Below are 14,770 nucleotides of genomic sequence, written 5' to 3' on the forward strand. Positions count from 1 at the left end.
ATGCACACATTAGGCAGAGGGGCATCGGGATGTCAAGAAGGGTGCAAAATACACATATTAAAAAGCAGGTGCGCTCGCTTCACGAAGCGTTGATCGACATCGTCAGTGTCATGAACCGCCGGCAGGGCGACGACATGATGATCCGCGAGGCGGGCATCTCGCTGGATCGTGCGCTGTTTCCGCTGCTCGTCGGCATCGAGCGGCGCGGCCCGATCGGGGTCGTCGACCTCGCCGATCGCATGGGGCGGGACTACACGACGGTCAGCCGGCAGGTCGCGAAACTGGAGAATCTCGGCTTGATCAAGCGCCACGCCAGCGAAGCGGATCGCCGCGTCAGTGAAGCCACCATCACGCCCAGCGGCAAGGCCATGACGGACGCGGTGGACAGGGCACGCGAACGGATTGTCGGGGGGATGTTTGCGACCTGGGACGATCAGGATGTCGAGGATCTGGTGCGCTTGATGCGCAAGCTCGCCGACGCGATGACGGCGCCAGGCGATCAGGCTTGAAATCGATTGCGAAAGCGCGGCTTGTCACCGCCCGAGTTGCTTGGGATCGTAATAAAACCGCTCCTCGACCAGCTCGTCGCCGCGCCAGGTTTGCCACGCGATCTCGTCCAGCGTTCGTGAGACACCCTCTGCGTTGGTGAAGCTGAACGTCCAGCGCGTCGCGACATGGTCGCCGTCGATCAGGCTCGGTCCGATGCGGACGGCCCTGACCTCTTTCGAGGCCGCCAGCACGGCACGCTCCTTGGCGACGAGCTTGTCACGGCCGATCGTCGGAGCGCCGTTGTTCTCATAGGTCGCGGTGTCGGGCGTGCAGAACTGCTCGATCGCACCGATGAAATCCCCGGCCTCCAGCCGCTGCGCAAAAGCTTCGACGACGTCACGGCTCGGCATAATAAAACCCCGCAATTAAAACCGACTGATAGTCGGTAAATACCGACCGGTGGTCGAAAAGTCAACTGGCCGCCTCTGCCGAATTCGATTAGACGAGACCCATGGCGAAACAGGCGGAGCGGCGGGCGGCGACATCGGAGGCGATCCTGACGGCGGCGCGCCGCCTGTTCGGGGCGCAAGGCTTTGCCGCCACCACCATGGACGAGATTGCGGAGGCGGCCTCTGTCGCCAAGGGCGCGGTCTATCATCACTTCAAGACCAAGGAGGCGGTGTTCGAAGCCGTGTTCGACCAGGTCTCGCGGGATCTCGTCGTCGAGATCGACAGCGCCGCTCGCGCCGAGAAGGACGTGCTCGCGGCGATGGTCGCCGGCACGCAGCATTACTTCGCGGCGACCGCCAAGGGCCCGACCGGCCAGATCATCCTGCGCGATGGCCCGGCCGTGCTCGGCTGGGAGCGCTGGCGTGAGATCGACGCACAGCATTTCGGCGGCAAGCTGCCACGTGCGCTCTCGGTGGCGATGGAGACCGGCCTCATCGCAAAGCAGCCGGTCGAGCCGCTGGCGCGGCTGCTGCTCGGCGCGGTGACGGAGGCCGCGGTCGCCTGCGCCGGGCGCGCCGATATCGCAAGGGCGGGTGTGGAATATGCCCGTGCGTTCAAGTCGCTGGTCGAGGCGCTGCGCCATCGCGCATGATTGTGCTAGTGACGAACCAGAAACGCCCACACAACAAGAAGACTAGCGCATGAACGCAAATTCCTCTCTTGCATCCACCGATCCCGAATTCGACTACATCATCGTCGGCGCCGGCTCCGCCGGCTGCGTGCTCGCCAACCGGCTGTCGGCGAACGGCAAGCACAGCGTGCTGCTGCTCGAGGCCGGCCCGAAGGATTCCAACATCTGGATCCACGTGCCGCTCGGCTACGGCAAGCTGTTCAAGGAGAAGACCGTCAACTGGATGTACCAGACCGAGCCGGAGCCCGAGCTGAAGGGACGCCAGGTGTTCCAGCCGCGCGGCAAGACGCTGGGCGGATCGAGCTCGATCAACGGTCTGCTCTATGTCCGTGGCCAGCACGAGGACTACGATCGCTGGCGCCAGCTCGGCAACACCGGCTGGGGCTATGACGACGTGCTGCCCTACTTCAAGAAGGCCGAGAACCAGTCGCGCGGGGCCGACCAATATCACGGCAGCGGCGGCCCGCTGCCGGTTTCCAACATGGTCGTGACCGATCCGCTGTCAAAGGCCTTCATCGACGCCGCGGTCGAGACCGGTCTGCCCTACAACCCTGATTTCAACGGCGCCACGCAGGAAGGCGTCGGCCTGTTCCAGACCACGACGCGCAACGGCCGTCGCGCCTCGACCTCGGTGGCTTATCTCGGCCCGGCAAAGACCCGCGGCAATCTCAAGGTCGAAACTTCCGCGCTCGGCCAGCGCGTGTTGTTCGAGGGCCGCCGCGCCGTCGGCGTCGAATATCGGCAAGGCTCGCAAATCCGACGTGCCCGCGCGCGCAAGGAGATCGTGCTGTCGAGCGGCGCCTACAACTCGCCGCAGCTGCTGCAGCTCTCCGGCGTCGGGCCCGGCGACCTCCTGCGCAAGCATGGCATCGATGTCGTGCTAGACGCGCCGGGTGTCGGTCACGGCCTCCAGGATCACATGCAGGTCCGCATCGTGATGCGCTGCTCGCAGAAGATCACGCTGAACGACACCGTCAATCATCCGCTTCGTCGCACGCTCGCTGGCGCGCGCTATGCGCTGTTCCGGAAAGGCTGGCTGACGATCGCGGCCGGCACCGCGGGCGCGTTCTTCAAGACCAGCCCGCGGCTCGCCTCGCCCGACATCCAGGTGCACTTCCTGCCGTTCTCGACCGACAAGATGGGCGAGAAGCTGCATGATTTCTCCGGCTTCACCGCCTCTGTGTGCCAGCTCCGTCCCGAAAGCCGCGGCTCCCTGCGCATCCGGAGCGCTGATCCGACGGTGCCGCCGGAAATCCGCATCAACTACATGTCGACCGAGACCGACCGCACCACCAACGTCGAAGGCCTGAAGATCCTGCGCAAGATCTTGAGCGCGCCGGCGCTGAAGCCGTTCGTGGTCAATGAATACGATCCCGGGGCGAAGGTATCCACGGATGCCGAGCTGCTGGATTATTGCCGCGAGCGCGGCAGCACCATCTACCATCCGACCTCGACCTGTCGTATGGGCAATGATGCGCTCGCGGTGGTCGACCAGCGGCTGAAGGTGAGGGGGCTCGACGGCCTGCGCGTCGTCGACGGCTCGGTCATGCCGGACCTCGTGTCGGGGAACACCAACGCACCGATCATCATGATCGCCGAAAAGGCCTCCGACATGATATTGGAGGATGCGGGATAACCCGCGATTGTTGAGAGGACCAGGACTTGGCTACGCGATTGAGGATCGGCACACGCAAGAGCGCGATGGCGCTGGCACAGACGGAAGAGATCGCGCGCCGCCTGACCGCCGCCGTGCCCGGTCTCGACGTCGAGATCGTCAAGTTCGACACCACGGGCGATACCGACCAGACCAGCAAGTTGCTGCCCCATGGCGGCAAGGGCGGTGCCTTCGTGGCGCAGATCCGGGCCGCCGTGCTGTCGGGCGACTTGCAGGCGGCGATGCATTCGCTGAAGGACATGCCGGGTAATGAGGACACGCCCGGTCTCGTCATCGGCGCCACGCTGTCGCGCGATCCACCCAACGACGCGCTGGTGCTGCGCGATGGTGTGACCCTGGAGGCGCTGCGCCAGTCGCGCGGCAAGGGTTTTAAAATCGGCACCAATGCGGTCCGTCGGGCCGCCTATGCGCGGCGCCTGTTTCCGGATGTCGAGGTGATCCACTTCCGCGGCGCCGCCGATACGCGGGTCCGAAAACTCGACAATGGCGAGAAGCAGAAGCTGCCGGACGGTGGCACGGTGGGGCCTGCGGATGCGCTGATCATGGCGCGTTCGGGCCTCGATCGCGTCGGCCTCGCCGGCCGCATCGCCTACGAATTCACCGCGGCCGAGATGCTGCCCGCGGCGGGGCAGGGCATCGTCGCAGTCGAATGCGCGGCGCAGGACTGGCAGACGCGGCAGATCCTGTCATCGATCGATGATCCCGCCGCGCATGCCTCTGCGGACGCCGAGCGCGAGGTGCTGTGGGTGCTGAACGGCCACTGCAATTCGCCAGTGGCGGGTTTCTCGACCATCGCGGGCGATCAGATGTCGCTGACGGCCTCCGTGCTGGATCTCTCCGGCAACACCATCATCGAAGCCTCGCGCGAAGGCCCGGCCAATCGCCCGCGTGAGCTCGGTCGTGCCGTGGGTCTGGATCTGCTGACGAAGGGCGCCGCCGAGATCATCGAGCGCAGCCGGCCGCGCTGAGCCTTTGCTGCGAAGGTAGAACCGGCCATTCGACGATGCTGCCTGTTTTGCCCGACGCGTCAAACGCGTCTGGGCCGGGTCATGCCGGCCCAGCTTTTTCAATGACTTGTCTACTGTGCATGGGGTTGTTTTCGCATTTTTTGTGTGCGGCCCCTCAGGAGCGGGTCGAATTACCCCCGCACCCGCTTGATCATCTGCTCGACATGGGCGATGGGCGTTTCCGGCTGGATGCCGTGGCCGAGATTGAAGATGAAGCGGCCTTGCGCAAAATTGGCCAGCACGTTGTCGACCGCGCGGTCGAGCGCCGCGCCGCCCGTGATCAACACCAGCGGATCGAGATTGCCCTGCACGGCGACCTTGCTTTGCACGCGTTCGCGAATGAAGCCCGGCTCCGCGGTCCAGTCGATGCTGACCGCATTGACGCCGGTCGCCTCGACATAGGCCGGCAATTGCGCACCGGCGCCGCGGGGGAAGCCGATGATCTTCGCATCCGGCACCTTGGCCCGCACGCCCTCCACGATGCGCCGCGTCGGCTCGACCGACCAGCGTGCGAATTCGGCCGGCGGCAGCACGCCCGCCCAGGTGTCGAAGATCTGCAAGGCATTGGCGCCGGCGGCGAGCTGCGTCAGCAGATATTGAATCGAGTTCTCGACCAGCACGTCGATGATCGCAGCGAACGCCTCCGGATGCCGGTAGGCCATCATCCGCGCCGGCGCCTGGTCTGGCGTGCCCTGGCCGGCGACCATATAGGTCGCGACCGTCCACGGCGCACCGCAGAAGCCGATCAGCGCGGTCTTGGGATCGAGCGCGCCGCGCACGAGCTTGAGCGCCTCGAACACCGGCTCGAGCTTGCCGAAGTCGGCGCGCGCGGCGAGCGTTGCGACCTTCGCGGGATCATCCAGCGGATCCAGCCGCGGGCCCTCGCCGACCTCGAACCGCACCGAGCGCCCGAGCGCATAGGGGATTACCAGGATATCCGAGAAGATGATTGCCGCATCGAAGCCGAACCTGCGGATCGGTTGCAGCGTCACCTCGGCCGCAAGCTCCGGGTTGAAGCAGAGGTCGAGGAAGCCGCCGGCCTTGGCGCGGACCTCGCGATATTCCGGCAGATACCGGCCGGCTTGCCGCATCATCCACATGGGGGGAATGCTCTGGCGCTGGCCGGAGAGCACGTCGATGAAAGGTCTCGTCGCAGATTGGGGCACGAATGGTCCTGAGCAAGGTTATGGCTCCTGATACACCGCTCCGGCGCTCAGCGGAACAGGGGAACCAGCGCAATCGGGCCGCGTTGACCCGCCGATGGAGGACATCATGGCTGAGACATTCAATCCCGCGCCGCACGACAAGCACGCCGACGATCTGCGCGAAGCGCTTGCTGCCGATCGCCACAGCAAGCTCGATGCCGGGCTGAAGGATAGCTTCCCGGCTTCCGATCCTGTCAGCGTCACCCTGCCGACGCCCTCGAAGGCCGACGCTGATGCCGACAATCCCTCGCTCTGGGCCAAGGTTAAGGCCATCTTCAGCTAGCGGAGGGCGGGCCGGATTCCGATCGGCTTGCTAATGTCCTGTTAGCGATGCGCTGATCCGTGCGTCCGTAGGACTACGGAAAACCGCGCTATCGCGGCGTATTCCGGCGGTAATTTCAGAGTTCAATAACAGAAGCGGCAGAGGTTCCGAAACATCGGAGAATTCTGCCGCATGAGCCTTGCGACCCAACGAGCTGGATGGAGCCGTCTGCCGCCGCGCGCGGCGGCTTTCGTCGTTTTGACCTGCGCGACCATCCTCGGCGTCAGCGGCTGGCGCGAATGGGCGGCGCGCGATGCCGTGCTCAGGGGTGCCGAGACCGAGATGGCGAACGTCGCCCGCTCGCTGACCCAGCACGCCGAGGACAGCCTCGATCTCTTGGATTCCGGCGTTGTCGGCGCCGTCAGCCGGTTGGAGATGGACGGCACCGGCCCCATCACCATCACCAAGCTCGGCAAAGTCCTGGAGGTGCGCAAGAAGGCCGTCCCGCGCATCCACAGCTTCGCCATCATCGACGACCAGGGCAATTGGCTGACCTCGCCCGGCACGATCGGCTCGACGCTCAGCGACGACGCGTTCTTCCGCTATCATCAGCTCTCCCCGAAACGGGAGCCCTATGTCGGCCATCCCGTGAAGAGCCTCCTCGAAGGCGAATGGGTGGTCACCCTGTCGCGCCGCTTCAACAAGCCGGACGGCAGCTTCGGCGGCGTGGTGCTGGCGACCATCAGTTCCGGATATCTCGCGCACTTCTACGAGCAGTTCGAGATCGGCCGCAACAGCTCCGCGGCGCTGGTGCATGGCGACGGATTGATCATCGCGCGCAATCCCATCAACGACAAGTTCGTCGGCCGCAGCGTCGCCGACACCGCGTTGTTCCGCGACGCCAGCCTGCAACGGCCAAGCGGCGCCTACCATTTCAAGTCGCCTCTCGACGGTGCCGAGCGCGTCAGCTTCTTCAAACGCTCTGGCCGCTATCCGCTGGTCCTCTTGGCCACGCTGGACAAGGAGGAGCTGCTGGCGCCCTGGCGCGCCGCGGCAATTTCCCGCATGCTCTACGTCATCGCGCTGGTGATGCTGATTGCGATCATCGGCGCCGTGCTGGTGCGGCAGTTGCAGCGAGGCCAGCGCATGGCCGCGGCCCTGGTCGAGAAGGAGGCACATTTCCGCCTGCTCGCGGAAGGCTCCAGCGACATGGTGACCCGCATCGGGCTCGACGAGCGGCTGCGCTATGTTTCGCCATCGGCCGTGCGCGTCGTCGGCTGGCGCGCCAACCAACTGATCGGCACGCCTGCGCTCGCGGGCGTCAATCCGGAGGATCTGCCGGAGGTCCAGGCGACCGTCGACGCCATGAAGCGTGGCGAGCGGGAGGAGGCGCGCCTCACCTACCGCAACTCGCACCGGCAGAACGGCGAGGTCTGGCTTGAATCGACCATGCGGGTGACGCGCAAGGACAATGGGCGCGTCGACGGCGTGGTCGCGATCTCCCGCGACATCACCGAGCACAAGAAGCTGGAAACCAGGCTCGAGACGCTCGCGATCGAGGACAGCCTCACCGGCCTTGCCAATCGCCGCCGCTTCGACGAGCGGCTGAAAGAGGAATGGGCGCGCGCCTATCGCGACCGCTCCAGCCTCGCTTTGCTGATGATCGATGTGGATCATTTCAAGGCCTATAACGACGAATACGGCCATCCCGCGGGCGATGCGTGCCTGCGTCTGGTTGCAAAGATCATCGCGGCCGAGACGCAGCGCGCCGGTGATCTGGCGGCGCGCTATGGCGGCGAGGAATTCGCCATGCTGCTGCCGAACACCGATGCCGCCGGCTGCGCTCTTTTCGGCGAACGGATTCGCAGCGCCATCCACGAGGCCGGCCTCGTTCATGCCACCAATCTGGAGTCCGGATTCGTCACCGTCTCGGTCGGCGGTGCGACCTGTCGGCCGGCGCTGGAGCGCACGGCGGGCGTGGCCTCGCTGGTTGAGGCTGCCGACCGGGCGCTCTACGCCGCCAAGGACGCAGGCCGCGACCGCCTGATGATGTCCGGCGAGCTCATGAATTTGATGCCCAAGGCCTCCGGCCAGTAAGACGGCTCAATAATGCGGCGGAGGTTCATTGGCAGGCCCCGGCGCATTGGCCTCGGCGTCCTGCAGCCGCTCGCCGAGCTCTGCGATCTTCCGCGTCAGCAGATCGATCTGCTTCCACTGCGCGGTGATGGTCTGGTTCAACGTCTCGATCGTGTCGTCCTGGTAGGCGAGGCGCGTTTCCAGCGTGTCGATGCGCTCGGCGAGCGTCTTGATCTCATTCGTCACGGCCGTGTCCCTTGTCCCGTTCGCGCAAACCGGATTCTTGCAGGCCATGGCCGAGCGCGACGCGCTCGTCGAACACGAAGCATTCGCCGCGCCAGCGGCTCTGCGCCTCCGGCACCTTTTCCAGATATTTGAGGATGCCGCCCTTGAGGTGATAGACCTCGGCAAAGCCGCGCGCGAGCAGATGCGCGCTGGCCTTCTCGCAGCGGATGCCGCCGGTGCAGAACATCGCGATCCTGCGGTGCTTTGCCGGATCGAGCCCGACGGCGGCAAAGTCCTTGAACTGGCCAAAGCTCCTGATGCCGGGATCGACGGCGCCTTCGAACGTTCCCATCGCCACCTCGAAGGCGTTGCGGGTGTCGAGCAGCAGCATGTCGGGCGCCGAGATCAGCGCGTTCCATTCGCTCGCATCGACATAGGTGCCGACCTGGCGGGTCGGATCGGCAGCCGCGTCGCCAAGCGTGACGATCTCCTTCTTCAGCCGCACCTTGAGCCGCCCGAACGGCATCGCCTCGGCGGCCGAGAACTTCAATTCGAGATTGTTCAGCCTGCCGCCAAACATGTCGCCGTGAGCGAGCTCGTGGGCAAGGACGTCGATGGCCTCCGGCGCACCGGCGAGCGTGCCGTTGATGCCCTCCTGCGCCAGCAGCACGCTGCCCTTCAGCTTAAGGCCGGCGCAGAACGCACGTAGCGGCTCGCGCAGCTCGCGGTAATCCGGGAGGGCGGCGAATTGGTAGAAGGCGGCGACCTTGATGACCGAATCCGGATCAGACATGGCCGCTCGTTTAGCAGGCGGCCGCCGCCCGGAAAACCCGCATGGCCGCCGGTCTCGAAAGGTCTATACGCTCAGCGGATGGCAGCCATTTCCCTGGTATGCCAGCATTGCCCCAGCGGGCCGGAATGTGTCATGTAACCCCGGTTTTTCCGAGATGGCGCGCCATCCGCGCCACGGGCCCAAGAGAGCAAGAATTCGATGAGAAACTTTCATTTCCCAGGCAGGTCCACGGTCCACGCCACCAACGCGATGGTGGCGACCTCGCATCCGCAGGCGTCGCTCGCCGCGATCGAGGTGTTGCGCGAAGGGGGCACCGCGGTGGACGCGGCGGTTGCGGGCTCGGCCCTGCTTGGCGTGATCGAGCCGCAATCGACCGGCATCGGCGGCGACTGCTTTGCGCTGATCCAGCCGCGCGGCGAGGGCAAGATCATCGCCTATAACGGCTCCGGCCGTGCCCCGAAGGCGGCGAACGCGGACTGGTATCTCGAACGCAAGATCAACTCGGTCCCGCTGACCTCGGCACATGCGGTCTCGATCCCCGGCGTGATCGACGCCTTCGCGACCGTGCTGCGCGACCACGGCAAGTTCGACTTCGACCGGCTGCTCCAGCCCGCGATCAAGGCGGCCGAGGAAGGCTACGTCGTCGCGCCCCGCATCGCCTTCGACTGGAAGAACCAGTTCGAGAAGCTGAAGGGCGGCACCAACACCGTGCGTTACCTGTTGCCGGGCGGCAAGCCGCCGGTAGCCGGCGACGTCATCCGCCAGGCCGAGCTAGGCAAGACGCTGCGCGCGATCGCCAAGGACGGCCGCGACGCCTTCTACAAGGGCCCGATCGCGGAAGACATGGTCGAGACTCTCAGGGGGATCGGCGGCCTGCACACGCTCGACGATTTCGCCGCGCACACCACCGAGACGACGACGCCGATCGGCACCACGTACAAGGGCCACGACGTCTGGCAGTGCCCGCCGAACGGTCCGGGCGTCACCGCGTTGTTGATGCTCAACATCCTGTCGCGCTTCGACCTGACCAAGTATGCGCCCGTGAGCGTCGAGCGTTTCCATCTCGAGGCGGAAGCGGCGCGCATCGCCTACATGAACCGCGAGATGCATGTCGCCTCTCCCGAGCACATGAAGATCAACGTCGCCGAGATGCTCGAAAAGGGCTTTGCCGACGAGTACATCAGCAAGATCCGCATGGACGGCATGCTCGACCTGCCGAACGTCGCGCCGCCGATGAACCCATCGACCATCTACATCACGGTGGTGGACAAGGACCGCAACGTCTGCTCGTTCATCAACTCGGTGGCGCATTCCTTCGGCTCGGCCATCGTCTCGAACAAGACCGGCGTCTTGTTCCAGAACCGCGCCGGCGGCTTCCGCATCCAGCCGGGCCACCCCAACTGCATCGAAGGCGGCAAGCGTCCGCTGCACACGATCATGCCGGGCCTGCTCACCAAGGGCGGGCGCTCCACGATGTCGTTCGCGGTGATGGGTGGCCAGTACCAGCCGACCGGCCAGACCCATCTCCTGACCAACATCCTTGACTACGGCTGTGACGTCCAGGAGGCGATCGACATGCCGCGCGGCCTGCACTACGAGGGCCAGTATCAGCTCGAGGACAGCGTGCCGGCTGACATCGTCGAGGGCCTGAAGAAGCTCGGCCACAAGACCACCAGCGTGGTCGGCCCGCTCGGCGGCGCGCAGGCGATCTGGATCGACTGGGAGAAGGGTACGCTCACCGGCGGCTCCGATCCGCGCAAGGATGGCTGCGCGCTCGGCTATTGAGCGTTGCCGCGCGGGGTTCCCCGCGCGAGATCAGGAAAAGTTGACGAAGGGGCGATGCGGCATTTGTTGCATCGCCCTTTCTCGTTCGGAACGGAGCTCGTTGCTTCCGGTTAAGGGGCGATGAGCGGCGCAGGCGTGTGCTGCTGTTGCAGATAAAGCGGCGGAGGCCGTCCATGTCCGAGCAGTCAAGTTCCCGACCATCCGGATTCGATCGGCGCGCCTTCATGGCGGGCGCTGCCGGCAGTGCGCTGATGCCGATGACCGCGCGCGCGGCCGCGCAGGATGCGAGTGCGTCAGCCGCGCAGGATCCGTCGCTTCCCGTCGATGTCACGCTGCGGATCAACGGCAAGGACAAGCGTCTGCGCATCGACGCGCGCACCACGGTGCTCGATGCGCTGCGCGACCATCTCAAGCTCACCGGCAGCAAGAAGGGCTGCGACCACGGCCAGTGCGGCGCCTGCACGGTGCTGATCGACGATCGGCGGGTGGTGTCATGTCTGACGCTCGCGCTCGCGGCGGAAGGGCAGGAGATCACGACGATCGAGGCGCTGGCGACCGACGATCGCCTGCACCCGATGCAGCAGGCCTTCGTCGACAACGATGCGTTCCAGTGCGGCTATTGCACGCCCGGCCAGATCATGTCCGCCGTAGCCTGCGTCAAGGAGGGACATGCCGGGAGCGAGGCCGACATCCGCGAATATATGAGCGGCAACATCTGCCGCTGCGCGGCCTATCCCAATATCGTCGCGGCCGTGAAGCAGGCCGCGCCCGAGATCATGAAAGGCTAGGTGCATGCGACCCTTTTCGTATCAGCGGGCAACAGACCCTGACATGGCCGTGCAGGCGCTGAGCGCCGCCGCGGCAGCCAACAATCCGTTAACGCAGGCGACAGCCCAGCCGCTTGCTGGCGGCACCACGCTGATCGATCTGATGAAGCTGGACGTGATGCGGCCCGCCGCGATCGTCGATATCAATCCGCTCGCGCAAGCCTGGTCGGCAATCGAGCCGGGCAGCGACGGCTTGCGGCTCGGCGCGCTCGCAAGGATGTCCGACGTGGCTGCCCATGCCGAAATCCAGCGCAATTATCCGGTGATCGCCAATTCCCTGAAGCTCGCCGCCAGCGCCCAGCTGCGCAACATGGCGACGCTCGGCGGCAACGTGATGCAGCGGACGCGTTGCAGCTATTTCCGCGACGTCTCCTATGAGAATTGCAACAAGCGCCACCCCGGCTCCGGCTGCGCCGCCATGGACGGCGTCAATCGGATGCACGCCGTGCTCGGCACGTCCGATCAGTGCATTGCGACCTATCCCGGCGATTTCGCGCAGGCGTTGATCGCCCTCGATGCCGTGGTCGAGATTACGGGCAAGGCCGGCACGCGCAGCATGCCGTTCGCGGAGCTGCACAAGGCGCCGGGTAACTCCCCCGACATCGAGACCGCGCTTCAGCCCGGCGAACTGATCTCGGCCTTCTCGATCCAGGGTCGCTGGCCGCGCTCGGTGTATCTCAAGGCGCGCGACCGGCAATCCTATGAGTTCGCACTGTCCTCGGCTGCGATCGCGCTCGACGTGCAGGACGGCACGATCCGGGATGCGCGCGTCGGGCTCGGCGGTGTCGCCACCATGCCCTGGCGGGCGCGCGAGGCGGAGGCGCTGCTGAAGGGACAGAAGTTTGACGAAGCTCTGGCGCAACGCGTCGCCGATGCTGCCTTTGCAGACGCCCGCGGCCGCCGGCACAACAGCTTCAAGATCGCGCTCGGAAAGCGCGTGGTGGCGCGCGCGCTCCAGCAAGCCGTAACGATGGAGATCTGACCATGACCGCTGCAGCTCCCTCGCCCAAGGCGAATATGGGCCAGCCCGTGCCGCGCTATGATGCAGCTGCAAAGGTCACGGGGCGGGCGACCTATGCCTCCGACATGCCGCTGGACAATCCGGTCTACGCATTCCTGGTCACCAGTGCGATTGCCAAGGGCCGCATCGACCGTTTCGATCTCGAGGAGGCCAAGGGTGTCCGCGGCGTGATCGAGATCGTCACGCACGAGAACGCCCCGAAGCTGAAGGAGTCGAAGCTGTTCAGCAATGGCGGTTATGCCGGGACCACGATCCAGCCGCTGAAGTCGGCCGACATCGCCCATGACGGCGAGATCATCGCCGTCGTTGTCGCGGAAAGTTACGAGGCCGCGCGCGATGCCGCCAATCGTGTCAAGGTCAGCTACACCGCCACGGCGCCGAGCGCGAGCTTCGACTCACCGGGAACGACCACGGCCGCCGCAAAGGGACAGAACGCGCAGTTCAAGGAGGACCCCGCGGTCGGCGATTTCGCCAAGGCATTTGATGCGGCCGAGGTCAAGCTGACCGCCGCCTACGACACGCCGACGCAGCACCACAATCCGATGGAGCTGTTTTCGACGAGCTGCGCCTGGATGGGCGACAATCTCGTCATCTACGAAGGCAGCCAATTCGTCTATGGCTTGAAGAACGGCGTCGCCGAGCAGCTCGGCATCGATGCCGACAAGGTGCGCGTGGTCAATCCCTATGTCGGCGGCGGCTTTGGGTCGCGCGGCTCGATGACGCCGCGGACCGCCATCATCGCCGGCATTGCCAAACGCCTGGGCCGCCCGATCAAGCTGGTCCCGACCCGCGATCAGGGTTTTACCATTACGACCCACCGTGCCGAGACGCGCCATGAGATCAAGCTTGGCGCAAACCGGGACGGTAAGCTGCTGGCTTTGAGGCATGAGGGCGCCGAGGTTTCCTCGCGCGCCGACGCCTATTGCGTCGGCGGCACCAAGACGACGACGCGGCTCTATGCCTGCCCGAACGTCGACAGCCTGGTGTCGATCGTGCGTGCCGACCGCAATACGCCGGGCTTCATGCGCTCGCCGCCGGAGGTGCCGTATCTGTTTGCGCTGGAGAGCGCGATGGACGAGCTCGCGGTTAAGCTCAACATTGATCCTGTCGAGCTTCGCCGTATCAACGACACCAATGTTGAGCCGATCGGCGGCAAACCCTATACGTCGCGCTCGTTGATGGCGTGCTTCGATGAGGCTGCCAAGGTCTTCGGCTGGGCGCAGCGCTCGCCGCAGCCGAAATCGATGGCGGACGGCGACTGGCTGGTCGGCTATGGCTGTGCCGCGACCTGCTATCCGACGCAGATGGGGCCGTCCGCTGCGCGCGTGCGCCTGCAGCGCGACGGCCGTACCCGCGTCGAGATCGCCGGTCACGAGATCGGCACCGGCGCCTATACGGTCATCGCCCAGACCGCGGCCGAGCGCCTCGGCGTGCCCCTCGAGAAAGTCGCCGTCTTCATGGGTGACAGCGATCTGCCGCCGGCGCCGGTTGCCGGTGGCTCGAACTCGACCGCGAGCACCTGCTCGGCGGTGATGATGGTGTGCGATCAGATTCGCCAGCGCCTGTTCAAGGCGGCGATGCCGGCTCAAAGCCTGACCGACCGGGCCAAGGAGACTGTGGGCCTCGGACAGACACCGGCCACGCAAGCGGCGAAGGGCGACCGTCCGCTCGACCTTGAGAAGGCCTTCGATGCGCTCGGTGTCGGCGTCGTCGAGGAATATGGCGAGTGGAAGCCGGAAGGCGCGCCGTTGGATTCCTTCCGCGCCATGCACAGCGGGCAGGTGCGGCTCGTCGGTGGTCACGCCATGAAAGACCAGATCGCCTACGCGTTCGGCGCCGAGTTCGTCGAGGTCCGCGTCAACCGCTTCACACACGAAATCCGTTGCCCTCGCCTCGTCGGCGCGTTTGCGGCGGGCAGGATCATGAATCCGCGCACGGCCCGCAGCCAGCTGATGGGCGGACTGATCTGGGGCATGTCGTCGGCACTGCTGGAGGCCACGGAAATCGACGAGCGCAATGCGCGCTACGTCAACGACAATCTTGCCGATTACCTCGTGCCGGTGAATGCGGATGTGCCTGGCGTCGAGGTCATCTTGCTCTCCGAGCAGGATGACCGCATCAATCCCGTCGGCGTGAAGGGCCTCGGCGAGCTCGCAAATGTCGGCACCAATGCCGCGATCTGCAACGCGATCCACCACGCCACCGGCCAGCGCATCCGCAAGCTCCCGGTCCGGTTGGAAAATATCGAGGTGTGAGGGGTGGAA

General features: G+C 65.5%; 14 protein-coding genes. 10 read left to right on the top strand and 4 right to left on the bottom strand.

All coding sequences use genetic code 11. The annotated features are described in order from the left end of the window. Positions 1-29 precede the first annotated feature (29 nt). On the top strand, positions 30-509 hold the full coding sequence (locus AABA86_RS25780) for a MarR family winged helix-turn-helix transcriptional regulator (RefSeq protein WP_338308869.1): 480 nt from the start codon (positions 30-32) through the stop codon (positions 507-509). 24 nt (positions 510-533) lie between these two features. Here AABA86_RS25780 and AABA86_RS25785 read toward each other — a convergent pair whose 3' ends face one another. Next, positions 534-899 (bottom strand): nuclear transport factor 2 family protein, encoded by a 366-nt coding sequence (locus tag AABA86_RS25785; RefSeq protein ID WP_338308870.1) that lies wholly within the window; start codon positions 897-899, stop codon positions 534-536. A 101-nt stretch (positions 900-1,000) separates the two neighbouring features. Between AABA86_RS25785 and AABA86_RS25790 the strand changes: the two genes are divergently transcribed. From AABA86_RS25790 to hemC, 3 genes are read left to right on the top strand one after another with little or no spacing between them, the layout of a single operon-like run. Beyond that, on the top strand, positions 1,001-1,591 hold the full coding sequence (locus AABA86_RS25790; RefSeq protein WP_338308871.1) for a TetR/AcrR family transcriptional regulator: 591 nt from the start codon (positions 1,001-1,003) through the stop codon (positions 1,589-1,591). Positions 1,592-1,640: 49 nt separating this feature from the next. Further along, positions 1,641-3,266, top strand: coding sequence for a GMC family oxidoreductase (locus tag AABA86_RS25795; protein ID WP_338308872.1), 1,626 nt, complete (start codon positions 1,641-1,643; stop codon positions 3,264-3,266). 26 nt (positions 3,267-3,292) lie between these two features. Further along, the gene (gene hemC / locus AABA86_RS25800) at positions 3,293-4,273 is read left to right on the top strand and encodes a hydroxymethylbilane synthase (protein WP_212249211.1); all 981 of its coding nucleotides are present in this window, start codon (positions 3,293-3,295) and stop codon (positions 4,271-4,273) included. Between the two features lie 170 nt (positions 4,274-4,443). On the opposite strand, the gene hemE is transcribed toward hemC, so the two are convergent. Then, on the bottom strand, positions 4,444-5,478 hold the full coding sequence (gene hemE / locus AABA86_RS25805) for a uroporphyrinogen decarboxylase (RefSeq protein ID WP_338308873.1): 1,035 nt from the start codon (positions 5,476-5,478) through the stop codon (positions 4,444-4,446). Positions 5,479-5,584: 106 nt separating this feature from the next. On the opposite strand from hemE, the gene AABA86_RS25810 reads away from it, so the two are divergent. Both AABA86_RS25810 and AABA86_RS25815 read left to right on the top strand, forming a co-directional pair. Further along, positions 5,585-5,800, top strand: coding sequence for a hypothetical protein (locus tag AABA86_RS25810; protein WP_338308874.1), 216 nt, complete (start codon positions 5,585-5,587; stop codon positions 5,798-5,800). Positions 5,801-5,971: 171 nt separating this feature from the next. Then, positions 5,972-7,876: a sensor domain-containing diguanylate cyclase gene (locus AABA86_RS25815; RefSeq protein ID WP_338308875.1), complete on the top strand. Its 1,905-nt coding sequence runs from the start codon at positions 5,972-5,974 to the stop codon at positions 7,874-7,876. Positions 7,877-7,882: 6 nt separating this feature from the next. Here AABA86_RS25815 and AABA86_RS25820 read toward each other — a convergent pair whose 3' ends face one another. Next, positions 7,883-8,101, bottom strand: a complete 219-nt coding sequence (locus AABA86_RS25820; RefSeq protein WP_212249215.1) for a SlyX family protein — start codon at positions 8,099-8,101, stop codon at positions 7,883-7,885. Next, entirely contained in the window at positions 8,091-8,873 is a 783-nt protein-coding gene (gene trhO / locus AABA86_RS25825; RefSeq protein ID WP_338308876.1) for an oxygen-dependent tRNA uridine(34) hydroxylase TrhO, read from the bottom strand. Before trhO ends, AABA86_RS25820 begins: the two co-directional genes overlap by 11 nt. A 198-nt stretch (positions 8,874-9,071) precedes the next feature. Here trhO and ggt point away from each other — a divergent pair, with 198 nt between their 5' ends. The 4 genes from ggt to AABA86_RS25845 all read left to right on the top strand — a co-directional run bounded on the left by ggt (position 9,072) and on the right by AABA86_RS25845 (position 14,761). Further along, positions 9,072-10,658 (top strand): gamma-glutamyltransferase, encoded by a 1,587-nt coding sequence (gene ggt / locus AABA86_RS25830; protein WP_338308877.1) that lies wholly within the window; start codon positions 9,072-9,074, stop codon positions 10,656-10,658. A gap of 173 nt (positions 10,659-10,831) precedes the next feature. Further along, entirely contained in the window at positions 10,832-11,446 is a 615-nt protein-coding gene (locus AABA86_RS25835; RefSeq protein WP_338308878.1) for a (2Fe-2S)-binding protein, read from the top strand. A gap of 4 nt (positions 11,447-11,450) precedes the next feature. Next, positions 11,451-12,467: an FAD binding domain-containing protein gene (locus tag AABA86_RS25840; protein WP_338308879.1), complete on the top strand. Its 1,017-nt coding sequence runs from the start codon at positions 11,451-11,453 to the stop codon at positions 12,465-12,467. A 2-nt stretch (positions 12,468-12,469) separates the two neighbouring features. Further along, a complete protein-coding gene (locus AABA86_RS25845; protein ID WP_338308880.1) occupies positions 12,470-14,761 on the top strand; it encodes a xanthine dehydrogenase family protein molybdopterin-binding subunit in 2,292 nt (763 codons plus the stop codon). The last annotated feature ends 9 nt before the right edge of the window (positions 14,762-14,770 follow it).

The sequence above is a fragment of the Bradyrhizobium sp. TM233 genome (assembly GCF_036247965.1).
Taxonomy (GTDB): Bacteria; Pseudomonadota; Alphaproteobacteria; order Rhizobiales; family Xanthobacteraceae; genus Bradyrhizobium; species Bradyrhizobium ottawaense.